Annotated in this window: 19 protein-coding genes and 1 tRNA gene; 14 read left to right on the forward strand and 6 right to left on the reverse strand. The window is 72.8% G+C overall.

Annotation, left to right across the window (positions count from 1 at the left end; all coding sequences use genetic code 11):
* Positions 1 to 31 precede the first annotated feature (31 nt).
* Entirely contained in the window at positions 32 to 3,712 is a 3,681-nt protein-coding gene (mfd, locus tag AC3RKB_RS14150) for a transcription-repair coupling factor (RefSeq protein ID WP_491436904.1), read from the forward strand.
* Positions 3,713 to 3,752: 40 nt separating this feature from the next.
* Here mfd and nhaA read toward each other — a convergent pair whose 3' ends face one another.
* The gene (gene nhaA, locus AC3RKB_RS14155) at positions 3,753 to 4,955 is read right to left on the reverse strand and encodes a Na+/H+ antiporter NhaA (RefSeq protein ID WP_491436905.1); all 1,203 of its coding nucleotides are present in this window, start codon (positions 4,953 to 4,955) and stop codon (positions 3,753 to 3,755) included.
* 273 nt (positions 4,956 to 5,228) lie between these two features.
* Here nhaA and AC3RKB_RS14160 point away from each other — a divergent pair, with 273 nt between their 5' ends.
* Entirely contained in the window at positions 5,229 to 5,837 is a 609-nt protein-coding gene (locus AC3RKB_RS14160; RefSeq protein ID WP_491437848.1) for a nucleoside triphosphate pyrophosphohydrolase, read from the forward strand.
* Between the two features lie 32 nt (positions 5,838 to 5,869).
* On the opposite strand, the gene AC3RKB_RS14165 is transcribed toward AC3RKB_RS14160, so the two are convergent.
* Both AC3RKB_RS14165 and AC3RKB_RS14170 read right to left on the reverse strand, forming a co-directional pair.
* A complete protein-coding gene (locus AC3RKB_RS14165) occupies positions 5,870 to 6,949 on the reverse strand; it encodes an ABC transporter permease (protein WP_491436906.1) in 1,080 nt (359 codons plus the stop codon).
* Positions 6,946 to 7,869 carry an ABC transporter ATP-binding protein gene (locus tag AC3RKB_RS14170; RefSeq protein WP_491436907.1) on the reverse strand — a complete coding sequence of 308 codons (924 nt, stop codon included), beginning with the start codon at positions 7,867 to 7,869 and terminating at the stop codon, positions 6,946 to 6,948. Before AC3RKB_RS14170 ends, AC3RKB_RS14165 begins: the two co-directional genes overlap by 4 nt.
* Positions 7,870 to 8,042: 173 nt before the next feature.
* Here AC3RKB_RS14170 and AC3RKB_RS14175 point away from each other — a divergent pair, with 173 nt between their 5' ends.
* From AC3RKB_RS14175 to AC3RKB_RS14215, 9 genes are all read left to right on the forward strand, one after another.
* Positions 8,043 to 8,483: a DUF6841 family protein gene (locus AC3RKB_RS14175; RefSeq protein ID WP_491436908.1), complete on the forward strand. Its 441-nt coding sequence runs from the start codon at positions 8,043 to 8,045 to the stop codon at positions 8,481 to 8,483.
* 215 nt (positions 8,484 to 8,698) lie between these two features.
* Positions 8,699 to 9,961 (forward strand): histidine--tRNA ligase, encoded by a 1,263-nt coding sequence (gene hisS / locus AC3RKB_RS14180; protein ID WP_491436909.1) that lies wholly within the window; start codon positions 8,699 to 8,701, stop codon positions 9,959 to 9,961.
* 383 nt (positions 9,962 to 10,344) lie between these two features.
* Entirely contained in the window at positions 10,345 to 11,262 is a 918-nt protein-coding gene (locus AC3RKB_RS14185; protein WP_491436910.1) for a hypothetical protein, read from the forward strand.
* A 328-nt stretch (positions 11,263 to 11,590) separates the two neighbouring features.
* The gene (eno, locus tag AC3RKB_RS14190) at positions 11,591 to 12,871 is read left to right on the forward strand and encodes a phosphopyruvate hydratase (RefSeq protein ID WP_491436911.1); all 1,281 of its coding nucleotides are present in this window, start codon (positions 11,591 to 11,593) and stop codon (positions 12,869 to 12,871) included.
* 77 nt (positions 12,872 to 12,948) lie between these two features.
* Positions 12,949 to 13,572 (forward strand): FtsB family cell division protein, encoded by a 624-nt coding sequence (locus AC3RKB_RS14195; protein ID WP_491436912.1) that lies wholly within the window; start codon positions 12,949 to 12,951, stop codon positions 13,570 to 13,572.
* A complete protein-coding gene (locus AC3RKB_RS14200; protein WP_491436913.1) occupies positions 13,569 to 14,108 on the forward strand; it encodes a DUF501 domain-containing protein in 540 nt (179 codons plus the stop codon). The genes AC3RKB_RS14195 and AC3RKB_RS14200 overlap by 4 nt, the downstream gene beginning before the upstream one ends.
* Complete coding sequence (locus AC3RKB_RS14205) at positions 14,105 to 15,400, forward strand: S8 family serine peptidase (protein WP_491436914.1); 1,296 nt, start codon at positions 14,105 to 14,107, stop codon at positions 15,398 to 15,400. The genes AC3RKB_RS14200 and AC3RKB_RS14205 overlap by 4 nt, the downstream gene beginning before the upstream one ends.
* A gap of 35 nt (positions 15,401 to 15,435) precedes the next feature.
* Positions 15,436 to 16,851: an NAD(P)/FAD-dependent oxidoreductase gene (locus AC3RKB_RS14210; RefSeq protein WP_491436915.1), complete on the forward strand. Its 1,416-nt coding sequence runs from the start codon at positions 15,436 to 15,438 to the stop codon at positions 16,849 to 16,851.
* A 46-nt stretch (positions 16,852 to 16,897) separates the two neighbouring features.
* Positions 16,898 to 16,971 (forward strand) — tRNA-Leu (locus AC3RKB_RS14215).
* Between the two features lie 103 nt (positions 16,972 to 17,074).
* Here the strand turns inward: AC3RKB_RS14215 and AC3RKB_RS14220 are convergent.
* Complete coding sequence (locus AC3RKB_RS14220; protein ID WP_491436916.1) at positions 17,075 to 18,001, reverse strand: Ppx/GppA phosphatase family protein; 927 nt, start codon at positions 17,999 to 18,001, stop codon at positions 17,075 to 17,077.
* A 113-nt stretch (positions 18,002 to 18,114) separates the two neighbouring features.
* On the opposite strand from AC3RKB_RS14220, the gene AC3RKB_RS14225 reads away from it, so the two are divergent.
* The 3 genes from AC3RKB_RS14225 to AC3RKB_RS14235 are packed head-to-tail and all read left to right on the forward strand — an operon-like array spanning position 18,115 to position 21,328.
* A complete protein-coding gene (locus AC3RKB_RS14225; RefSeq protein ID WP_491436917.1) occupies positions 18,115 to 18,717 on the forward strand; it encodes a TetR/AcrR family transcriptional regulator in 603 nt (200 codons plus the stop codon).
* Positions 18,714 to 19,976 carry an alanine racemase gene (locus AC3RKB_RS14230; protein ID WP_491436918.1) on the forward strand — a complete coding sequence of 421 codons (1,263 nt, stop codon included), beginning with the start codon at positions 18,714 to 18,716 and terminating at the stop codon, positions 19,974 to 19,976. Before AC3RKB_RS14225 ends, AC3RKB_RS14230 begins: the two co-directional genes overlap by 4 nt.
* Positions 19,973 to 21,328, forward strand: coding sequence for a D-arabinono-1,4-lactone oxidase (locus tag AC3RKB_RS14235; RefSeq protein ID WP_491436919.1), 1,356 nt, complete (start codon positions 19,973 to 19,975; stop codon positions 21,326 to 21,328). Before AC3RKB_RS14230 ends, AC3RKB_RS14235 begins: the two co-directional genes overlap by 4 nt.
* On the opposite strand, the gene AC3RKB_RS14240 is transcribed toward AC3RKB_RS14235, so the two are convergent.
* Both AC3RKB_RS14240 and AC3RKB_RS14245 read right to left on the reverse strand, forming a co-directional pair.
* Complete coding sequence (locus tag AC3RKB_RS14240; RefSeq protein ID WP_491436920.1) at positions 21,303 to 22,037, reverse strand: ABC transporter permease; 735 nt, start codon at positions 22,035 to 22,037, stop codon at positions 21,303 to 21,305. The two genes, AC3RKB_RS14235 and AC3RKB_RS14240, sit on opposite strands and share 26 nt — an antisense overlap.
* Positions 22,034 to 22,825, reverse strand: coding sequence for an ABC transporter ATP-binding protein (locus AC3RKB_RS14245; protein ID WP_491436921.1), 792 nt, complete (start codon positions 22,823 to 22,825; stop codon positions 22,034 to 22,036). The genes AC3RKB_RS14240 and AC3RKB_RS14245 overlap by 4 nt, the downstream gene beginning before the upstream one ends.
* Between the last annotated feature and the right edge of the window lie 122 nt (positions 22,826 to 22,947).

Here is a 22,947-nt window from a genome sequence, read left to right on the forward strand (position 1 = left end):
CGATGTCAGGGCGCGCGCGTAGACTGCTCCGGTGATCCTGCAGGGCTTGAACACGGCGCTTTCGCGCGCCTCCACGATCGACCGAGCCCTCGCGGAGGCCGAGCGGAACGCCGACTTCTCGGCACCCGCGGGCCTCGACGCTCCGCTGCTCGCGGCCCTGCTCCAGCGCCGCGCCGCGGCGGGACGAGCTCCTGCGCTCCTGGCGATCACGGCGACCAGCCGCGAGGGCGAGGCGCTGCGCGCATCGCTCGAGCCGTACCTCGAGGGCGCCGAGATCCTCGAGTTCCCCGCGTGGGAGACGCTGCCGCACGAGCGGCTGAGCCCGTCGGCCGAGACGGTCGGGCGACGACTGCACGCGCTGCGACGGTTGCGCGAGTGGGCCGCCGACGAGGCGGGCTCGCGCCATCCGCTCGTCGTCGTCGCCTCGGTGCGCGCGGCGCTGCAGCCCGTCGCCGACAACCTCGGCGACCTCGAGCCCATCGAGCTCGTCGCCGGCGGTCGCGGGTACGACCTGCCGAGCCTCTCGTCCCGCCTCGTCGACCTCGCCTACGCGCGCGTCGACATGGTGTCGCGGCGCGGCGAGTTCGCGATGCGCGGCGGCATCCTCGACGTCTTCCCGCCCACCGCCGATCACCCGGTGCGCGTCGACTTCTTCGGCGACGAGGTCGAGGAGGTCCGGGCGTTCTCGGTGGCCGACCAGCGCTCGCTTCCCGATCGCGTCGAGCGCGTCTCGCTGGCGCCGAGCCGCGAACTGCTGCTCACCGAGTCGGTGCGCCAGCGGGCGCGCGAGATGGTGCACGAGTTCCCCAGCCTGTCGGGCATGCTCGAGAGGATCGCCGAGGGGATCCCGGTCGAGGGGATGGAGTCGCTCGCGCCCGCCCTGCTCGAGCGGCTCGTGCCCATGACGAGCTACCTGCCCGAGGGAGCGGCCGTCGCCGTGCTCGCGCCCGAACGCGTCGCCTCGCGGGCGGTGAGCCTCGGCGAGACGAACCGCGAGTTCCTCGCCGCGGCGTGGAACGCGGCGACGGCGGGCGCGGCCGCGCCGATCGACCTCGCCGCGGGCGACTTCCTCACCCTCCGCGGGCTGCGCGAGTCGGCGCTCTTCAGCGCGCCGGGCGAGCCCGACCCGCAGCGTGTGTGGTGGACCCTGTCGAGCTTCGACCAGGGCGACGCCGCCGAGGAGATCGGCGAGACCCCCGGCGGATCGGACGCCGCGTACGTGCGCATCGCCGCGGCGAGCGTGCCGAGCTTCCAAGGCAACGTCGAGGGCGCGGTCGAGCACGTCGCCGAGCGACTCCGCGACGGATGGAGCCTCGTCGTCGCCGCCGCCGGGCACGGCCTCGTCGAACGCGCGCGCGACGTGCTCGCCGAGCACGGGCTCGCGGGCCGGCTCGTCGACGCGGTGCCCGACGAGCTCGAGCCGGGCGTGGCGTTCCTCGTGCAGGCGCAGGCGTCGGCGGGCTTCGAGGTGCCCGAGGCCAAGCTCGGCCTCATCGCCGAGGCCGAGTTCTACGGTCGTTCCGCCGGGTACGACGCCCGGCAGGGCAAGAAGCTCGCGAGCCGACGCCGCAACGTGGTCGACCCGCTGCAGCTCAAGCCCGGCGACCACGTCGTGCACTCCACGCACGGCATCGGCCGCTTCGTCGAGCTCGTGCAGCGCGAGGTCGCCACCGGCACGCGACCCACCGGGCCCAGCCGCACCGCCGGCATCAAGCAGGCGCCGACCGCGGTGCGCGAGTACGTCGTGCTCGAGTACGCGCCGTCCAAGCGCGGGCAGGCGGGCGACCGGCTCTACGTGCCCATGGACCAGCTCGACCTGCTCTCGCGCTACGTCGGCGGCGAGGCGCCCAGCCTGTCGAAGATGGGCGGCAGCGACTGGGCGCAGGCCAAGAGCCGTGCCCGCAAGGCCGTCCGCGACATCGCGGTCGAACTCGTGAAGCTCTACTCCGCGCGCATGGCCGCCAAGGGCCACGCGTTCGGAGCCGACACCCCGTGGCAGCACGAGCTCGAGGAGGCGTTCCCGTACGCCGAGACGCCCGACCAGCTCCAGACCATCGACGAGGTCAAGGCCGACATGCAGCGGCCGATCCCCATGGATCGCCTGCTCGCGGGCGACGTCGGCTTCGGCAAGACCGAGGTCGCCGTGCGTGCCGCCTTCAAGGCCATCCAGGACGGCAAGCAGGTCGCGATGCTCGTGCCGACGACGCTCCTCGTCAAGCAGCACCTCGAGACGTTCTCGGAGCGCTTCGCCGGGTTCCCTGTGCACGTCCGCGCGCTCTCGCGCTTCCAGACCGACAAGGAGGCGCGCGAGACCCTCGCGGGCCTGGCCGACGGCACGGTCGACATGGTCATCGGTACCCACCGCATCCTGACCGAGAAGGTGCGCTTCAAGGACCTGGGTCTCATGATCATCGACGAGGAGCAGCGCTTCGGCGTCGAGCACAAGGACCAGCTGAAGAAGCTCAAGACCAACGTCGACATCCTGGCGATGAGTGCGACGCCGATCCCGCGCACGCTCGAGATGGCGGTCACCGGCATCCGCGAGATGTCCACGCTCGCGACACCGCCCGAGGACCGCCACCCGATCCTCACGTTCGTCGGCCCGTACTCCGACCAGCAGGTCGCCGCCGCCATCCGTCGCGAGATGCTCCGCGAGGGCCAGGTGTTCTTCGTGCACAACCGGGTCTCGTCGATCAACCGGGTGGCGGCCCAGCTCGCCGAGCTCGTGCCCGAGGCGCGCATCGCCGTCGCCCACGGCCAGCTCAACGAGCACGTGCTCGAGCAGATCGTGGTCGACTTCTGGGAGCGCAAGTTCGACGTGCTCGTCTCGACGACCATCATCGAGACCGGCCTCGACATCTCCAACGCGAACACGATCATCATCGACCGGGCCGACAAGTACGGGCTCTCGCAGCTGCACCAGCTCCGCGGGCGCGTCGGCCGCGGCCGCGAGCGCGCCTACGCGTACTTCCTCTACGACCCCGCGAAGCCGCTCAGCGAGACCGCCCACGACCGGCTCGAGACCATCTCGGCCAACAACGAGCTCGGCGGCGGCATGCAGATCGCCCTGAAAGACCTCGAGATCCGCGGCGCGGGCAACCTCCTCGGCGCCGAGCAGGCGGGCCACATCGCGGGCGTCGGCTTCGACCTGTACTTGCGCATGATCGGCGAGGCCGTCAACGCGTTCCGGGGCGAGGTCGCCGAGGGCCAGACCGAGCTCCGGCTCGAGCTGCCCGTCGACGCGCACATCCCCGAGGAGTACGTGGACTCCGAGCGGCTGCGCCTCGAGGCGTACCAGAAGCTCTCCGCGGCGAGCGGCCCCGCCGCGAAGGAGGGGCAGATCGACCTGGTGGTCGAGGAGCTCGTCGACCGCTACGGCGAGCCGCCCGAGGCCGTCGAGCACCTCGTGGCGATCTCGCGCCTGCGCCGGAAGGCGCAACTCGCCGGGCTCTCCGACGTCATTGCGACCGGGTCGAAGCTGCGCATCGCGCCCGCCCGGCTGCCCGACTCGCGCCGCGTCCGACTCGAGCGCATGTACCCGGGCGCCAAGCTGTTCCCCCAGAACGACGTGATCCTCGTGCCGTTCCCGACCCCGGGCGGCGAGGCGCCGGGCGACGCCGACCTCATCGAGTGGGTGTCGAACCTCATCGGCGTGATCTTCCCGGTCGAGCAGCCGGCGACCGACGGCGCGGCCGCGGCGACCGCGGGCTGAGCCGCGCCGGGAGCGGGGCCGGCGGCGGCGCACGCCGCGCTCAGCGCGAGAGCGCGCCGCCCACGCCCTGCGCCGCGCCCTGCGCCCTGTAGGCGCGCGACTTCAGGCTGACGACGATCGCCGAGAGCACCACCGCGACGCCCGAACCGAGCAGCACCGCGACCGTGCCCTGGTCGACCACGTCCGGGAACTCGCGGAACGCGAGCTCGTTCATGAGCAGCGACACCGTGAACCCGATGCCGCCGAGCGCGCCCACCGTCGCGATGTCCGACCAGGTGAGCGGCGTCGTGCCCGTCCGGCGATGCACGACCATCGTGGCCAGCCCGCCGATCAGCGTGATCCCGACGATCTTGCCCACCGGCAGGCCCACGAGGATGCCCCAGAACGCCGGGTCGAGCTCGCTCGGCCGCACCTGCGGAATGGCGACGAGTGCCGCGGAGAACGCGAACAGCGGGAGGATGACCGCATTCGACCACGGCTCGAGTGCGTGCACCGCGCGGCCCGCCGGGCGACGCGACATGACGAGCCCGAGCATCACGCCCGCGATCGTCGCATGCACGCCCGAGAGGTACACGAAGCTCCACGCGACTGCGCCGAGCGCGCACAGCACCACGACGATCGGCCACGGCGCGCGCCGCGCGAGCACGTAGGGCGAGCGCGGCCGCAGCAGCCGGCTCGTCATCCCGAACAGCGTGACCGCGATCGCCGCGAAGCCGAGGTAGGTCAGGTCGGCGTCGGAGGTGAAGAAGAACGCGATGATCAGGATGGCGATGAGGTCGTCGAGCACCGCGAGCGCGAGCAGGAAGACCCGCACGCGCGTCGGGATGAACCGGCCGAACATGGCCAGCACGCCGAGCGCGAACGCGATGTCGGTCGCCGTCGGCACGGGCCAGCCGTCGTTGGTCGGCCCGGTGCCCGCGAACGCGAGGAAGACGAGCGCGGGCACCACGACCCCCCCGATCGCCGCGACCGCCGGGAGTGCGGCCTTGGAGAATCCGTTGAGCTCGCCGATGACCAGTTCGCGACGCAGCTCGACCGCGACGATGAAGAAGAAGATCGCGAGGAGCCCATCGCTGATCCAGTGGCCGACCGAGAGGTCGAGCGACGTGAACGGCACCGCGAGGTGCAGGTGCTTGAGGTCGAGGAGCGCCGGACCGGTCGCGAGGTTCGCGAGCAGCAGGCCGAGGACGGCGGCGGCGAGCAGGAGCGACGCGGAGACGCGCTCGGAGCGGAGGAAGTTCATGGGCACCTCTGACGAGTCGGGGGCGGCGGATGGAACCGCGCGGAACGACGACGACGCGAACGCGTCGGCCGACCAGACTTCCCGGCACTCCTGGCCTCCACCCTATCGGGCGGCGCGGTTAGGCTCGCAGGACCGGGTCGGCGGCCGACCCGGGCGAGAGGCGGTGGGGTCATGTCGCGAGCCGGGCATGGAGCGGGCGGGCGGGTCCATGGTGCGACGGATGCCGCGGCATCCGCCTCCACGCCGGGCGACGGGCTCCTCGAGCTCGTCGCCATGGTCGGCCGGCTCCGCGGCCCCGGCGGGTGCCCGTGGGACGCCGACCAGACCCACGAATCGCTCGTGCAGTACCTCGTCGAGGAGTGCTGGGAGCTCATCGACGCGATCGAGTCGGGCAGCCGCGAGGAGATGATCGAGGAGCTCGGCGACGTGCTCTACCAGGTGCTGTTCCACGCCGACCTCGCCGCGCACACCCCTGGCGAGGACTACGACATCGACGACGTGGCCCGGCACATGACCGCGAAGATGGTGGCGCGCCATCCGCACGTCTTCGGCGACCGGGAGGCCGAGACCGCCGCCGACGTCGTCGCGTTCTGGGACGACCTCAAGGCGAGCGAGAAGCCGCACCGCACGAGCGTGCTCGACGGCGTGCCGCAGGGCATGCCCGCACTCGCGCTCGCGCAGAAGCTGCTCGGCAAGGCCGAGAAGGTCGGCGTGACGCGCGAGGCGACGGATGGCGCGCACGCGCCGTCGACCGAGGCCGAGCTCGGCGACACGCTCCTCGCGCTCGTCGCCTCGGCCCGGGCGCAGGGCCTCGATGCCGAGCGCGCGCTGCGCGGCGCCATCCGCTCGCTGCAGGACGACGTGCGGGCCGCGGAGGCCTGATCCGCGCGCGACAGCGCGTCGCACCGCCCGGCTCAGGCGATACGGCTGCCGCGCGGCAGCCGGTGCGCGGGCGTCCGCGTGCGCCGCACGGCCCAGGCGAGCGCGGCGCCGGCGAGCAGCAGATGAATGCCGAGGCCGACGAACCACGAGGGCACCGAGCGGTCGTAGATCTCCTTCGGCGTCTCGGAGTCGGCGGGGTAGGTCGCCCCGGTGGGCGTCCAGCCCGCGCACTCGTCGAACTCGGTCTCGAGGTCGGGTGCGTGCTGCGCGGTGCGCACGCCGACCGCGATCCAGCCGAACAGGTCGTTCGGGCTGCCGTACTCGTCGAAGCTGCCCGGCGCGGCGTCGGCCACCACCACGTACGGGTTCGCGGCGAGGAAGCCCCAGACGTAGTCGAACCGCGGCACGGGGTAGGTCGTGACCTGCGGCGGCAGGCAGGCCGGATCCTGGCCCGCCGGCACGCCGTCGGCGTCGACCGTCGACCAGTCGACGTACGTGTTCGTCGCGCGCACCTCGGACTGGACCGACGCGCCGCCGAGCCCGAACGCGATGAGCGTGCCGATGGAGAGTGCCGCGACGACGAGGTAGGTCACCGCGACGGAGAACAGCGGACGCGTGAGCACGCCCGACAGGCCCACGCCGATCGCCGCGACGACGCCGAGCTCGAGCGCCGTGACGAGCGTCGAGACCACGATCGTGGTCGCGGGCACCTCGCCGAGCGCGACCGCGAACACGAGGAACGGCAGCGCCGCCGCGAGGAACGCGAGCGAGGTGACCCACGCGGCGAGCCACTTGCCGAGCACGATCTGCGTCGTCGTCACGAGCGTGACCTGCGTCGTCGCGAGCGTGCCCGCGTCGCGCTCGCCGTTGATCGCGTTGGCGCTGAGCGCGGGGGAGACGAGCGTGCCGAGCAGCAGCACGAAGAACACGATCGTCGAGAACACGCCGCCGCCGCCGTCGTCCCACGCGTTCGTCGCGAGGACCAGGAGCACGGTGACCGCGAGGACGAGCACCACGAACACGCCGAGCAGCACGTACCAGGCGACCGTCCGCACGCGCTGGCGCAGGTCGAGCGTCACGACGAGCCAGAGACCCTGCAGGAACCCCGTCACGCGCGGTCCTCCCCGTTGCGGCTGAGATCGAGGAACACGTGCTCGAGGTCGCCGACCGCGGGGGCGAACGACGAGACGGGCACGCCCGAGCCCACGAGGTGCGCGAGCAGCTGAGCGGCGTCGGCCTCGGACGTCACCGGCACAATCGCCCCGAGGTTGTCGACGCGGCTCGCCTCGCCCCAGCCCGCGGCATCCAGCGCCACCCGCAGCCGTTCGGCGTCGAGCGATCTGATGCGCCAGTCGCGCGCCGTGCGCTCGGCGCGTGCGACGTCGTCGGCGGCCGCGGTCACGCCGCCCGCGAGGTAGACCGCCTGGTCGGCCATCTCCTCGAGCTCGGCGAGCACATGGCTCGACACCAGGATGGTGCGACCCTCGGAGGCGAGCCGGCGCACGAGCGCGCGCAGCGACGCGCGCGCGACGGGGTCGAGGCCCGACGCGGGCTCGTCGAGCAGGAGCACCTCGGGGTCGTGCACGAGCGCGCGGGCGAGGCTCAGACGCTGCTTCTGACCGCGCGACAGCACGCGCGTGGGCCGGTCGGCCAGCTCGGCGAGGTCGACGAGCTCGATCAGCTCGGCGGCGCGGGCCGGGGCGGCATCCTTCGCCAGGCCGTACAGCCGGGCGCTCGCGACGAGCGCCTCGCGCACGGTCAGCGAGGCCCACGAGCCGAGCAGGTCGGGCATCCAGCCGGTGCGGGCCCGGACCTCTCGCGGGTCCTCCACCGGATCGAAGCCGGCGACTCGGATGGTGCCGGCGTCGGGTCGCAGCAGCGTGGCGAGGATGAGCAGCAGCGTGGTCTTGCCCGCGCCGTTCGGGCCGATGAGGCCGGCGACGTGGCCGGGCTCCACCGTGAAGCTCGCCTCGCGCACGGCGTGCACGTCGCCGAACGCGCGCGCGACCCCGGACACCTCGATGCCGGCCATCCGACCTCCCTCGGGTCGGCATCGTGCCGACGAGACGCGAGCCTAGCGACGCGAACGACCCGGGTGATCGGGGATCGCCCGGATGTGGAGAACTCCGTCCGCATCGATCGGATGGCGACCGCACGGGTCGCAAGGCCCGTGACGCCCCCGGCACGCGGGCGTAACCTGCGCGCATGGCCATCGAATCCCGGAAGCTGCACGAGTTCTTCGCCCGATACGGCGCCGCGCTCGAAGCGTTCGACGCGCGCACCGCCGCCGCGATGTGGGGCCCGCCCCGCGCCATGCTCGCCGACGCGTTCGCCGGCTCGCTCGACACCGAGGACGAGGTCGCCGAGGGACTCGAGCAGTCCTACCCGCTGTACCGGCGGCTCGGACTCGCGGGCGTCGAGTTCGACGTGCTGGAGGAGGTGCCGCTCACCGACCGGATCACGCGGGCGCGCGTCCGGTGGCACTTCCTCGACGCCGAGGGCGAGCGGATGTCGCGGAGCGACTACGAGTACTACGTGCAGGAGGGCGACTCGGGCGAGCTGACCGTGCGCTTCGCGCTCGGTATCGACGACGCCGAGCGGCTCGCGGAGCTCATGCACCGCAAGGGCCTCGACATGCCGCGCTGACCGGCGCGCGGGCGCGCCCGCCCGCCCGCGACCGCGCTCTGCGCCACTTCGGCGGCCTCTGCACCGACCGAAATGGCGCGGAGCGCCCGCAAGTGGCGCGGCGGCGGCGCGCAGGCGACGGCGTCCGCGTCCGGGTACGGCACGCGCCGGCGGCGCACCGCCGCCGCCCGCGGCCGGTGCGGGACGCGCCATCCGCTGCTGGAAGAATGGAGCGCATGGCCCAGACCGTCACGCCCCCGCGCGGCATGCGCGACTTCCTGCCCGCTGAGAAGGCCCGCCGCGAGCACGCGCTCTCGTTGATCCGCGGGGTGTACGCGACGCACGGCTTCGACGAGATCGAGACGCCGGTCATGGAGGACTCGTCGCGCTTGCACGCCGGCCTCGGCGGCGACAACGAGAAGCTCGCGTTCGCGGTCATGAAGCGCGGCATCACGCACGACGACCTCGCGGCGGCCGCGGCATCCGGCGACGCCCTCTCGCTCGCCGACCTCGGCCTGCGCTACGACCTCACGGTGCCGCTGGCCCGCTTCTACGCGACCCACCGCGCCGCGCTGCCGCCGGTGTTCCGCGCCATCCAGATCGCCCCGGTCTGGCGCGCCGAGCGCCCGCAGAAGGGGCGCTACCGCCAGTTCGTGCAGTGCGACATCGACATCATCGGCGAGGCGGGCCCGCTCGCCGAGCTCGAGCTGCTCACCGCGACGGTCTCGGCGCTCGACGCGCTGGGGCTCGAGGGGTGCCGGATCCGGCTCAACGACCGGCGGATCCTCGCCGCCATCCTCGGCTCCTGGGGCGTGCCCGAGGAGCTGCGCGAGCGCGCGCTCATCACGATCGACAAGCTCGACAAGATCGGACCCGACGGAGTCGCCGCCGAGCTCGCGACCCTCGGCGTCGACCGGCCGGGCGTCGCCGACGAGCTGTGCGCGCTCGCCGCGGCCGACTGGTCGCTGCTCGACGGCGCCGGTGCGGTGCCCGCATGGCTCGACCAGGACGCCTACCGCGACCTCATCGCCCTGCGCGACGCGGTGCCCGGCACCGGCATCGACTTCGACCCCACGCTCGTGCGCGGCATGGGCTACTACACCGGCACGATCTTCGAGATCGCGCACCCCGACCACGGCTACTCGCTCGGCGGCGGCGGCCGCTACGACCACATGATCGGGCGCTTCCTCGGGCAGGAGGTGCCGGCGTGCGGGTTCTCGATCGGGTTCGAGCGCATCGTCGACCTGCTCGCCGTGCGCGACGAGGGGCGGCCGCGCTCGGTCGTGCTCGTGTACGATCCCGAGGTCGCGCCCGCCGAGCTGCTGGGCCTCAAGCACGAGCTCGTGGCATCCGGGATGCGCGTGCGCTTCGAGCGTCGGGCGAAGAACCTGCGCGGGCTGCTCGAGCGCGTGACCGCCGACGGCTTCGACGCGTGGGCGACGGTCACGGCCGAGACGACGGATGCCACGTCCCTCGCGTTCCGCGACCTCGCCGAGTAGCGCCGCACCCCCGCGCGCCCGCGCGCCCGCGGGCCCGCGCGCACCCGTGCCTGGCGGTCGAGAAGGCGCGGATGGCGCGCGGGACGAGCCATCCGCGACGTTTCGGTTTGCTTCCGCGGGCAGTCGAGGCCGCGCGTGCCCATGCCCAGCGGTCGAGAAGTCGCGGATGGCGGGTGGGGCGAGCCATCCGCGACTTCTCGGTTTCCGTGCGCGGGTAGTCCCGGCGCTGCGCCTGCGCCCAGCGGTCGAGAGGTCGCGGATGGCGTGCGGAACGAGCCATCCGCGACTTCTCGATCGCAGCGTGGGCGCCGCCCCGAGGCGCCGACGCTCGCACCTGTGGAGAGTGGCGCCGACGCGTCGGCGTCTCCGTGCATGGTGGGCGGATGACACGACGTGCGCCGCTCGCACCGCACCTGTCCGGTGCGGCCTTCCGCGTCCGCGATGAGCTATTCCATGGCACGACGCGAGGCCGACTCCGGGCGTCCGACCTGCAGCGACCGTTCACCGCCATGCGCTCGGTCGCGCTCGACCTGGACGACGCGCTCGGCCGCTGCCGGGCGTACGAACCGCTGCTCCGGCCGGGCGAGGCGTTCAGCCACCAGACGGCGGCCGCGTTGCTTCGACTGCCCCTGCCCGAGCGGTCGAGTGTGGTGCACGTGCTCGCGCCGCCCGGCAAGACCCGCGCGCGCGGCCGAGGGGTGGCCGGCCACGTGGCATCCGTCGCCCCGACGGTCGTGCTCCACGACGGCTTGCCGACCGTCGCGCCGGCGGACGTCTGGTGCCAGCTCGGGAATGCGTTCACGGTGTACGACCTCGTCGCCGTCGGCGACGCGATCGTCACGGGCGCGCGTCGCGGCGAGGTGCGCGCCGCAGCGCTCGCGACGCTCCACGAGTTGCGCGCGGCCGCAGAGCGGTGGGGTGCCCGCCGGGGTTCGGCGACCATCGCCGAGGCGCTCCCGCGGATCCGCGTCGGCGCCGAGTCCCGGAAGGAGACGCATCTGCGGCTCACGCTCGTCGACGCGGGACTGCCCGAGCCGGTGCCGAACCGGCCGGTGCGGCTCGCGACCGGCGCGACGGTGCATCCCGACCTGGCGTACCCCGAGCGACGCATCGCCTTCGAGTACCTCGGCGACACCCACCGGACCGATCGCCGGGGGTGGCAGGCGGATGTGCGTCGCCGCCGCGACCTCGCCACGGCCGGATGGCGCGTCATCGAGGTGACCGCGGAGGACCTCTCGTCGAACCGAAGCGCGTTCCTCGACGGGGTCCGGCGCGTGCTCGACGGGGGTGACACCGGCTGAGCGATGCTCGGCGCGGTCGAACCGTCACGGATGTTCCGCCGAACGCGCCATCCGCGACTTCTCGATCAGCTGGTGCCGCGAGCATGGGGTGGTTGCACCGGCCCCGGCCGGCGAGAAGTCGCGGATGGTCCGCCGAACGTGCAATCCGCGACTTCTCGATTCCGGGTGGGGGTATGTGCCGCGTCGGGGTGCGGATTGCCCGGCGAGCCGGGACACCGCCGTGCGCGACGACGACATACGTGAGACGGGCTCGGAAGCGGGGTCCTAGACTGTCCTGCGGGCCACGACGGAGTCGTCCACGCACACCCCCATCACAGAGGAGTTCACTGTGGCATTCATCGAAGCTGTCGGCGCACGGGAGATCCTGGATTCGCGCGGCAACCCCACCGTCGAGGTCGAGGTCCTGCTCGACGACGGCACCGTCTCGCGGGCCGCGGTGCCCTCGGGTGCCTCGACCGGCGCGTTCGAGGCGTACGAGCTGCGCGACGGCGACAACGACCGCTACCTCGGCAAGGGCGTGCAGAAGGCCGTCGACGCCGTGCTCGACGAGCTCGGGCCGGCGATCGAGGACCTCGACGCGAGCGACCAGCGCGTCGTCGACCAGGCGCTGAAGGACGCCGACGGCACCGACAACAAGGGTCGCCTCGGCGCCAACGCGATCCTCGGCGTGAGCCTCGCGGTGGCCAAGGCCGCGGCCGACTCGGCCGACCTGCCGCTGTTCCGCTACCTCGGCGGACCCAACGCGCACGTGCTGCCCGTGCCGATGATGAACATCATCAACGGCGGCGCGCACGCCGACACCGGCGTCGACATCCAGGAGTTCATGGTGCTGCCGATCGGCGCCGAGACGTACTCCGAGGGCCTCCGCTGGGGCGTCGAGACCTACCACGCGCTGAAGAGCCTGCTGAAGTCGAAGGGCCTCTCGACCGGCCTCGGCGACGAGGGCGGCTTCGCGCCCGACCTCGCGAACAACCGCGCCGCGCTCGACCTGATCGCCGAGGCGATCGGCAAGGCCGGCTTCACGCTCGGCTCCGACATCGCGCTGGGCCTGGATGTCGCAGCCACCGAGTTCTTCGAGAACGGCGTGTACCGCTTCGAGGGCAAGGACCGCAGTGCGGCCGACATGAACGCGTACTACAGCGAGCTCGCCGCCGCCTACCCGCTGATCTCGATCGAGGACCCGCTGGCCGAGGACGACTGGGACGGCTGGGCCGAGCTCACCTCGACGCTCGGCACGAAGCTCCAGCTCGTCGGCGACGACCTGTTCGTCACCAACCCCACGCGCCTGGCCGACGGCATCGGCCGGCAGGTCGGCAACTCGATCCTCGTGAAGGTCAACCAGATCGGCACGCTGACCGAGACGCTCGACGCGGTCAGCCTCGCGCAGCGCGCCGGCTACACCGCCGTGCTCTCGCACCGCTCCGGCGAGACCGAGGACACCACGATCGCCGACCTCGCGGTCGCGACCGACTGCGGCCAGATCAAGACGGGCGCGCCCGCCCGGTCCGAGCGGGTCGCCAAGTACAATCAGCTTCTGAGGATCGAAGAAGAGCTCGGCGAGGCCGCGGTGTACGCGGGCCGCACGGCGTTCCCGCGCTTCACGGCGTAACGCGTCCGAGAGACGCTCGACGGGGGTGGCCTGCGGCCGCCCCCGTCGGTCGTTTCCCGGTGAGGTTGAGGAGGACGATGAACGCCGCACGTCGTCCCGCGCGCCCGGCATCGTCGAAGGCGTCCACGACTCCGGCGCCGCCCCGGACGCGCGCACCGAAAGCGGCCGAGACGTCCTCGCCCGAGCCGACGTCCGCCTCGGCGCGCCGGCCCCGGCAGTCCGTCCGCCAGGTCGCGTCGAGCTGGCTCTCCGGCATCCGCTTCTCGGGCTTCTCGATCATCATGATGGGCGTGCTCGTGCTCGCCGTCGTGGTGCTCGCGCCGAGCATCGCCGAGTACGCGGACCAGCGGCAGCAGATCGCCGAGCTCAAGGCCGAGGTCGCCCGCCAGGAGGCCGCCGTCGCCGAGCTCGCCGAAGAGCGCGAGCGATGGAACGACGAGACGTTCATCGTCACGCAGGCGCGCGAGCGGCTCTACTACGTACGCCCCGGCGAGGTGAGCTACCTCGTCATCGACGACCGCACCGCGCCATCCGGCGCCTCGCTCGACCGGTCCGTGTCCGCCGAGGTCACCGAACTCCGCGGAGACTGGATGCAGACCATGCTCCGCTCGATGATGACGGCCGGGCTCGCGCCGGCCGCCGACGGCTCCGCCGATCCGTCCGCACCAGCCGACACGCCCACCGACGAGGGGACCCGATGACCCGTCCGCCGTTCGAACCGGTCTCCGAGCGCGACATCCGCATCGTCTCGGCGCAGCTCGGCCGCCCCGCGCGCGATGTCGTCGGCATCGCCGCCCGCTGCGTCTGCGGCGCGCCGACCGTGGTGTCGACCGCGCCGCGGCTGTCCGACGGCACGCCGTTCCCCACCTTCTACTACCTCACGCACCCGGTCGCCACGGCGACGATGTCGTTCCTCGAGGCCGCGCAGCTCATGGTGGAGTTCACCGAGCTGCTCCAGGGCGACCCCGAGCTGCGGGCCGCGTACCGGGCCGCCCACGAGCAGTACCTCGCCGACCGCGAGTCGATCGCCGTGGTCGCCGAGATCGCCGGCATCTCGGCCGGCGGCATGCCCACGCGCGTGAAGTGCCTGCACGCCCTCGCCGGGCACGCGCTCGCCGCCGGGCCGGGCGTGAACCCCATCGGCGACCTCGCGCTCGAGCGCTCGAGCTGGTCGCCCGACGTGTGCCGCTGCCCCGACTACGGTGTCGACGATCTCGACGCCGCGGAGTCCGCGTGACTCGCGAGCACCCCCGTTCCGCTTCGCGTCGCCGCACCCGGTGGCGCGCGGCGGCCGCGGTCGTGCTGGGCGCCGCGCTCGCGGTCGCCGGGACCTCGCCCGCGCACGCCGACACGGTGCGCGACCTCGAGTACTGGCTGAACGACTACGGCTTCACGACGGCGTGGACCACCTCGCGGGGCGAGGGCGTCACCGTCGCGGTGATCGACACGGGCGTGAACGGCGAGGTCGCCGAGCTCGAGGGCGTCGTGGTGGGCGGTACGGATGTGTCGGGGCTGGGCTCGCCCGACGGCCAGACGCCCGTCGGCGAGGAGCGCGAGCACGGCACCATGGTCGCGTCGCTGCTGGCCGGTCGCGGCACGGGGGAGGGCAACGGCGTGATCGGCGTGGCGCCCGAGGCCGACCTGCTCACCGTGTCCGTCGCCTTCGGACAGGACACCGGCTCCGACAAGACGAACGACGAGCAGATCGCCGAGGCGGTGCGCTGGTCGGTCGACAACGGGGCCGACGTCATCAACATGTCGCTCACGCGCAACACGCGCGACTGGCCCGAGAGCTGGGATGACGCGTTCCGGTACGCGTTCGAGAACGACGTCGTCGTGGTCGCCGCGGCCGGCAACCGCGGCTCGGGCACGAGCGAGGTGGGTGCGCCGGCGACGGTTCCCGGAGTGCTCGCCGTCGCGGGCGTGGACCGCGAGCAGAACGCGAGCTTCGACGCGAGCTCGCAGGGCATCACGATCGCGGTGTCCGCGCCGAGCGAGGACCTCGTCGGCGTGCTGCCCGACGGCAGCTACGTGCAGTGGTCGGGTACGAGCGCCGCCGCGCCGCTGGTGTCGGGACTGGTGGCCCTCGTCCGGTCCGAGTACCCCGAGCTGGATGCCGCGAACGTCATCAATCGACTCATTCGGACCGCCGATCCCAAGGGAGAGGAGGTGCCGAGCCCGCTCTACGGGTACGGCATCATCGACCCGGTCGCGGCACTCACGGCCGACGTCGACGCCGTCGAGGCCAATCCGCTGGGCAGCCTGGAGGACTGGATCCGCGTGCATCGGCGGGCCGACCTGCCCGAGGACGACGGTGGAGGCACCGACGAGTCGCAGCAGATCGTGCCGATCGCCGACCCGCCGCCGCCACGCGGCGACAGCGCGAAGACGCTCCTGCCGACCGCGTGGACGCTCGCGTATATCACGGTCCCGCTCTCGCTCGTCGCGGGATTTGGTACGCTAGCAGCGCTGTTGGGCATCGGCGCCACTCGGCATATCAGGCGGACTTCGCGCACCGGCTCGCGCTGACCGCAGTCATCACAGATCCAAGGAGTCCATTCACCGTGCCCAAGATTCTCATCGTCGGTGGCGGCTACGCAGGCTTCTACACGGCGTGGAAGCTCGAGAAGTGGCTGCGACCCGGCGAGGCCGAGGTGACGGTCGTCGACCCGCTGCCGTACATGACCTACCAGCCGTTCCTCCCCGAGGTCGCCGCGGGCTCGATCGAGCCGCGTCACTCGGTCGTGGCGCTGCGCCGCCACCTGAAGAAGACCACCGTCGTCACGGCGAAGGTCACCGGCATCGACCACGCGTCGAAGACCGCGACCATCACGCCCGAGATCGGCGAGCCGTGGCAGTTCGACTACGACGTCGTCGTCGTCACGGGCGGCGCGGTGTCGCGCACGTTCCCGATCCCGGGCATCGCCGACAACGCGATCGGCCTGAAGACGGTCGAGGAGGCCGTCGCCATCCGCGACCGCGTGCTCACCAACTTCGACAAGGCCGCGAACCTGCCGGCGGGCCCCGAGCGCGACCGCCTGCTCACGTTCGTCGTCGTCGGCGGAGGCTTCGCCGGCATCGAGGTGTTCGCCGAGCTGCGCTCGTTCGCGAGCGCGCTGCTGAAGTACTACCCGCAGCTCAGCTTCGACGACACGCACTTCCACCTCATCGAGGCGATGGGCCGCATCATGCCCGAGGTGTCGCTGCCGACGAGCCACTGGGTCATCAAGCACCTCGCCCAGCGCGGCGCCGAGATCCACCTCGACACGCAGCTCACGAGCGCGGTCGACGGCCGCATCGAGCTGTCGACGGGCGAGACCTTCGAGTCCGACCTCATCGTCTGGACCGCCGGCGTCATGGCGAACCCGCAGATCGTGCGCACGAGCGACCTGCCCGTCGAGGAGCGCGGTCGCATCACGACGCGCGCCGACCTCCGCGTGGGCGACGAGGACGAGTTCGTTCCCGACGCGTGGGCGGCCGGCGACATCGCCGCGGTGCCCGACCTCACGGGCGGCGGCGTCGGCGGGTACTGCGTGCCGAACGCGCAGCACGCGGTTCGCCAGGGCAAGCTCCTGGCGAAGAACATCGTCGCGGTGCTGCGGGGCGAGGAGCCGCGCGAGTACTTCCACAAGAACCTCGGCGCGGTCGCGGGCCTCGGCATCGGCTCGGGCGCGTTCCAGTCGGGCAAGATCGCGATCACCGGCCTCCTGGCGTGGTTCGCGCACCGTGGGTACCACGGCCTCGCGATGCCGACGTGGGAGCGCAAGTTCCGCGTGTTCTGGGGCTGGTGGAACAACTTCTGGCTCCGTCGCGACATCGTCTCGCTCGCCGCGGTCCAGCAGCCGCGCGCCGTGTTCGAGCAGTTCGCCGCCCGGCCCAAGCCCGCGGCCGAGGTCGCCGCACCGCCGGCACCGGCCAAGGCCGACGCCAAGGCGGTCCCGGCGAAGAAGACGCCCGCGAAGGCCGTCGCGGCGAAGTAGTCGCCCTATGCTGTGACGCGGTGCCGGCCTTCGGGCCGGCATCGCGGCTCCCGTAGCCCAATCGGCAGAGGCAGGCGGCTTAAACCCGCCCCAGTCTGGGTTCGAATCCCAGCGGGAGCACCGTTCCGGAACCTCTCAGACCCATGAGATCACTCGGATGTCGCGACGAGGCCGGTCACGAGGTGTGCTCGGCTGACCGCCGCCCCGGGCGCCCGGGCGGCGCTCACTCCATGCGGTCGAGGCGCCGCAGGATGAGCCCCTCGCGGAGGGCCCAGGGCGAGACCTCGAGCACCTTCGCCTTGAACGCGCGCATCGTCTCGGAGAGCACCACGGCGCCCGCGACGATCTGGAACGTGCGGTCGGCCGTGATGCCGGGCAGGTTCGGGCGGGCGTCGGCGGGGATGCGGGCGAGGCGCGGGATCCAGTCGTCGAGCTGCGAGAGCTTCAGGATGCTGCGCTCCTCGGCCCCCACGCCCTCTTCCGTGCTGCCCGCCAGCTTGGCGAGCGAGCGGATGGTCTTCGACGACCCGACGACGTGGTCGGACTCGGGGATGCCGCCGATCTCGTCGAGCGCATCCTCGAGCACGCTGCGGGCGTGCTTTCGCAGCCGTGCGACCTGTTCGTCGGTGGGCGGGTCGTCGGGCAGGTACTCGATGGTCGAGCGGCCGGCACCGAGCGGCACGGAGCGCGCGACATCCGGCACCTCGTCGCCGCCGTGCGCGATCTCGAGCGAGCCGCCGCCGATGTCGAAGAGCAGCACGCGGCCGGCCGACCAGCCGTACCACCGGCGCACCGCGAGGAAGGTGATGCGCGCCTCGTCGGCGCCGCTCAGCACGTCGAGGTGGATGCCCGCGGCCTCCTCGATCAGGGCGAGCACCTCGGCGCCGTTCGCGGCCTCGCGGATGGCGGAGGTCGCGAACGCGAGCAGCTCGTCGATGCCCGATTCGCGGGCCACCTCGGCCGCCTCGCGCACGGCCTCGAGGATGGCCTCGACGCCGGCCTCGCTGATGGCCCCGTCGTCGTCGAGGTAGCGCATGAGCCGCAGGACCGACTTGTGCGAGGCCATCGGGATCGGGCGCGCGCCCGGATGGGCGTCGACCACGAGCAGGTGCACGGTGTTGGAACCGACGTCGAGAACCCCGAGGCGCATGGTGCGAGCGTAGTGGGTGCTGGTGCACCGTGCGCGCCGCGTGCATACTGGTGCGACTGGGACGATCGTCCCAGTTCCAGCCGGCGACGACGTCGAGTCGAGAGGGGAGCGCCGTGCCCCGCATCCCCGCCGCCGAGCGCCGCGCCGCGCTCATCGACGCGGGCCTGCGGCTGATCGCCCGCGAGGGGCTCGCGCACGCGACCACGCGAGCCATCGTGGCCGAGGCCGGCATGTCGCTGGCGAGCTTCCACTACGCGTTCGAGTCCCGCGAGGCGTTCCTCGACGAGCTCATCGCCGCCGTCGTGGCGAGCGAGCAGCAGGCGGTGCTGCCCGATCCCGGCATCGACGGCGACGGCAGCCTCAGGAGCATCCTCGAGAGCGGCCTGCTGCGCTACCTCGACCACCTCGCGGCCGACCCCGAGCACGAGCAGGCGATGCTCGAGCTCACGCAGTACGCGCTGCGCTCGCCCGAGCGCCATCCGCTCGCCGTCGCCCAGTACCGTCGCTACGCCGAGCTGGCCGAGCACGCGCTCGCGACGGCCGCGGAACGGGCGGGCGCGACCTGGCGCGCACCCGTCGCCGAGGCCGCCGGCGTGCTGGTTGCGTTCACCGACGGGATCACGCTGACCTGGCTCGTGCACCACGACGACGCCGCCGCACGGGCGGCCGCGCGTGCGGCCGCCGACGCTCTCTCGAGAATGGCCGAGGCCCCATGACCGTCGTACTGGATCTCCGAGGCGGTGCCCCGGTGTCGACGGATGGATCGACCTGGGCCGATCCCGGCGGCCACTGGCCTGCGCTCACCGATGCCACCCGGCACCTCGACGCACCGGTGGGCGTCCTGCACCTCGGAGCCCTCCGCGCCAACGCCGCCGACCTGACGCGGCGCGCAGGCGGCACGCCCATCCGGATCGCGACGAAGTCGATCCGCGTGCGGGAGGTCGTCGACGCGCTGCTCCGCCTCCCCGGCTACCGCGGCGTGCTCGCGTACACGCTCGCGGAGGCGATCTGGCTCGCCGAGAGCCTGCCCACGCTCGACGACCTCGTCGTCGGCTATCCGACGGCAGAGGCGGGCGCCATCCGCCGGCTCGTCACCGACCCCGACCTCGCCCGGCGCATCACGATCATGGTCGACTCGCCGGCCCAGCTCGACCTGGTCGACGCGGTGCGTCCGCCGGGCTCGCGCGAGGAGGTCCGCGTGTGCCTCGAACTCGACGCGTCGTGGCAGGCGCCGCTGCTCGGCCACCTCGGCGTGCGTCGATCGCCCGTGCACCACCCGGCGGATGCGGGCGCGCTGGCCGCCTACGTCGCCGGTCGCGCGGGGTTCCGACTCGTCGGGATCATGGCCTACGAGGCGCAGATCGCGGGCATCCCGAACCGGCCGCCGGGCCGCCCGCTCGGCGGCGCCGTGAACCGGTGGATGCAGTCGCAGTCGATGCCCGAGCTCGTCGAGCGCCGCGCCGCCGCGGTCGCCGAGGTGCGGCGGCACGCCGAGCTCGAGTTCGTCAACGGCGGGGGAACGGGCTCGCTCGAGGCCACGGCCGCGGACCGGTCGGTGACCGAGGTCGCGGCGGGTTCCGGCCTGTTCGCGGGGCACCTGTTCGACGCGTACGCGCACTTCGCGCCCGCCCCGGCCGCCGCGTTCGCACTCGACGTGGTGCGCTCGCCGAGCGAGCGGCACGCGGCGATCCTGGGCGGCGGGTGGGTGGCATCCGGGCCGCCGGGCGCCGACCGGTTGCCGCGGCCCGTGTGGCCGCAGGGGCTCCGGATGGTGCCGCGCGAGGCCGCGGGCGAGGTGCAGACGCCCGTCGAAGGCGGCGCCGCATCGCGCCTCCGGCCGGGAGACCGGGTCTGGTTCCGGCACGCCAAGTCAGGCGAGCTCGCGGAGCACCTGAACGAGTTCACGGTGGTCGACGACGACGCGGTCGTCGCGACCGTGCCCACCTATCGAGGCGAGGGGAAGGCCTTCCTATGACGGCGACGGGCGCGATGTGGTGCAACTGGGCGAGGACCGAGGCGGTGCGGCCCTACCGGGTCGAACGGCCGGCCGACGCGGGAGCCGTCCAGCGCGCGGTGCAGGCAGCCGTGGCATCCGGCCTGCGCGTGAAGCCCGTCGGCTCGGGCCACAGCTTCACGGGCATCGCGGTCGCGCCCGACGTGCAGCTCGACCTCGGCGACCTCTCCGGGGTGATCGACGAGGATGTCGCGACCGGCCGGGTGACGGTCGGCGCCGGCACCCCGCTGCATCGGCTGGCTCACCTGCTCGAGCCGCACGGCCTCGCCATGCCGAACATGGGCGACATCGACCGCCAGACCATCTCGGGCGCGATCTCGACGGGCACGCACGGCACGGGCCTGGCCTTCGGCGGGCTGGCGAACCAGGTGGTCGCCGCGACGCTCGTGGCCGGGACCGGCGAGGTGGTCCGGGTGAGCGAGGCCGAGCGGCCCGAGCTCCTGCCGGCCGTGCGCGTCGGGCTCGGGGCGCTCGGCGTGCTCGTCGACGTGACGCTGCAGCTCGTGCCGCAGTTCGCCCTGCACGCGGTCGAGCAGACGGAGGACCTCGGCGACGTGCTCGACTCCTGGCTCGAGCGCGTGCGCGGCGCCGACCACTTCGAGTTCTACTGGTTCCCGCACACGGCGACGGCGCTCACGAAGACGAACACGCGCCTGCCGGGCGACGCGCACCGGCGCCCGCTCGGCCGCGCCTCGCGGTGGATCGAGGACGAGCTGCTCGCCAACGGCGTCTACCGCGGCATGTGCGCGCTCGGGCGCGTCGTGCCCGCCGTGACGCCGCCGCTGGCCCGGCTGGCGGAGCGGTTCACGGGCCGGCGCGACGTCGTCGACCTCGCGCCCGCGGTGTTCACGAGCCACCGCTCCGTGCGCTTCCGCGAGATGGAGTACGCGATCCCGCTCGACGGGATCCCCGACGCGGTCCGCGAGGTGCGCGACCTGATCGAACGGAAGCGGTGGCGGATCAGCTTCCCGATCGAGGTGCGCGCCGCGGCATCCGACGACACCTGGCTCTCGACGGCCTACGGCCGCGACAGCGGCTACCTCGCCGTGCACCGGTACTTCCGCGAGGATCCGACCGAGTACTTCGCGGCCGTCGAGGCGATCATGCGCGGGTACGGCGGGCGCCCGCACTGGGGCAAGATGCACACGCAGTCGGCCGACTCCCTGCGCGCGGCCTACCCCCGGTTCGACGACTTCCTGCGCGTGCGCGACGAGCTCGACCCCGAGGGACGATTCGCGAACCCGTACCTCGAGCGGGTGCTCGGCAGGGTTCGGGCGGACGCCCCCGTCACGGGGTCCTCCGGCGCAGCGTGATCGACCCCACCACGATCGAGCCCACGATCCAGGCGCAGATCGCGAGAATTCGCGCCCAGATCCACGCGGCATCCTCCGAGTCGGCGGCGACCGCGGTGAGCGCGTCGATCGCGTAGCTCAGCGGCAGCCAGTCGCTGATCGCCTCGAGCCCCTCGGGCAGCTGGTCGCGCGGGATGAAGATGCCGCCGAGCAGGATCTGCGGGAACAGCAGGAGCGGCATGAACTGCACGACCTGGAACTCGGTCCGCGCGAACGCGCTCGCGAGGAGGCCGAGCGACGTGCCGAGCAGCGCGTCGGCGACCGCGACCGCGAACAGCAGCCAGATGCTGCCCTCGATCTCGAGGCCGCACACGAACACGGCATAGGAGACCGCGATGGCGGTCTGGAAGATCGCGAGCAGGCCGAACGCGAGCGCATAGCCGAGGATGAAGTCGCCCTTGCCCATCGGCATCGAGAACAGCCGCTCGAGTGTGCCGCTTCGCCGCTCGCGCAGCGTGGCGATGCTCGTGACGAGGAACATCACGATGAACGGGAACAGTGCGATCATGGCCGGGCCGATGGTCGCGAACACGTCGGTGTCGGTGAAGATCCACGCCACGAGCCCGATGAGCAGGCTCGGCACGACGAGCAGCAGCGCGATCGTGCGGTGGTCGTGGCGGATCTGGCCGAGCGCACGGCCGGCGGTGGCGAGCGTGCGTCCGGGGTTCATCGCGGCGCCTCCGTGCCGGATTCGGGACGGGCATGCCGGCCGTGCGGCTGCAGGTCGGGCACGCCGCGGGCGATGAGCTCGAGGAACGCGGCCTCCATGTCGTGGGTGCCCGTGTAGGCGAGGACCCCCTCGACCGTGTCGTCGGCGAGCAGCTCGCCCTCGCGCATGAGCAGGAGCCGGTCGCAGCGCTTCGCCTCGTCCATCACGTGGCTCGAGACGAGCAGCGTCGCACCGGCCGCCGCGAGTTCGTGGAAGAGTCCCCACAGCTGCACCCGGAGCACCGGGTCGAGCCCCACGGTCGGTTCGTCGAGCACGAGCACCTCGGGCTCGCCGAGCAGCGCCGCCGCGAGTGAGACCCGCCCGCGTTGCCCGCCCGAGAGGTCGCCGGCCAGCCGTCGTTCGTATGGGCCGAGCTCGGTGCGCTCGATCGCCCGGTCGACGTCGGACGGCGCGGCGCCGAGGATCCGCGCGAAGTACCGGAGGTTCTGCCGCACCGTCAGGTCGTCGTAGACGCTCGCCTGCTGGGTCACGTACGCGACGCGGCGCCGGAGCGCCCGGGAGCCGGCAGGGATGCCGAGGACCCGGATGCTGCCGGAGTCGACGACCTGCACGCCCACGATCGAGCGCATCAGGGTCGTCTTGCCGCTGCCGCTGGGGCCGAGGAGGCCCACGATGCGGCCACGCGGCACCGCGAGCGAGAGCCCGTGCAGCACGGGGGTGCGCATCCGGCGCACGTGGAGGTCGTGGACGACGATGGCGGGTGCCGCCGCATCCGCGTGATTCACCATGGCCGATCTCCTCCCGAAGCCCGACAGCCCGAGCCTACGCCCGGGCCGGCGCGTCGGCTGGCTCGGAGTCCGGTGGGAACTCGGAGCGAATCCCCATCCGATGGATAGGATCGGGGTACACC

Source organism: Agromyces capsici, from assembly GCF_058349965.1.

Excerpts from the sequence above, each read along its gene's own strand:
- nhaA (WP_491436905.1), bottom strand. The coding sequence starts at position 4,955 with ATGAACTTCCTCCGCTCCGAGCGCGTCTCCGCGTCGCTCCTGCTCGCC.
- AC3RKB_RS14160 (WP_491437848.1), top strand. The coding sequence starts at position 5,229 with ATGGTCGGCCGGCTCCGCGGCCCCGGCGGGTGCCCGTGGGACGCCGAC.
- AC3RKB_RS14170 (WP_491436907.1), bottom strand. The coding sequence starts at position 7,869 with ATGGCCGGCATCGAGGTGTCCGGGGTCGCGCGCGCGTTCGGCGACGTG.
- AC3RKB_RS14175 (WP_491436908.1), top strand. The coding sequence starts at position 8,043 with ATGGCCATCGAATCCCGGAAGCTGCACGAGTTCTTCGCCCGATACGGC.
- hisS (WP_491436909.1), top strand. The coding sequence starts at position 8,699 with ATGGCCCAGACCGTCACGCCCCCGCGCGGCATGCGCGACTTCCTGCCC.
- AC3RKB_RS14185 (WP_491436910.1), top strand. The coding sequence starts at position 10,345 with ATGACACGACGTGCGCCGCTCGCACCGCACCTGTCCGGTGCGGCCTTC.
- AC3RKB_RS14195 (WP_491436912.1), top strand. The coding sequence starts at position 12,949 with ATGAACGCCGCACGTCGTCCCGCGCGCCCGGCATCGTCGAAGGCGTCC.
- AC3RKB_RS14200 (WP_491436913.1), top strand. The coding sequence starts at position 13,569 with ATGACCCGTCCGCCGTTCGAACCGGTCTCCGAGCGCGACATCCGCATC.
- AC3RKB_RS14220 (WP_491436916.1), bottom strand. The coding sequence starts at position 18,001 with ATGCGCCTCGGGGTTCTCGACGTCGGTTCCAACACCGTGCACCTGCTC.
- AC3RKB_RS14230 (WP_491436918.1), top strand. The coding sequence starts at position 18,714 with ATGACCGTCGTACTGGATCTCCGAGGCGGTGCCCCGGTGTCGACGGAT.
- AC3RKB_RS14235 (WP_491436919.1), top strand. The coding sequence starts at position 19,973 with ATGACGGCGACGGGCGCGATGTGGTGCAACTGGGCGAGGACCGAGGCG.
- AC3RKB_RS14240 (WP_491436920.1), bottom strand. The coding sequence starts at position 22,037 with ATGAACCCCGGACGCACGCTCGCCACCGCCGGCCGTGCGCTCGGCCAG.
- AC3RKB_RS14245 (WP_491436921.1), bottom strand. The coding sequence starts at position 22,825 with ATGGTGAATCACGCGGATGCGGCGGCACCCGCCATCGTCGTCCACGAC.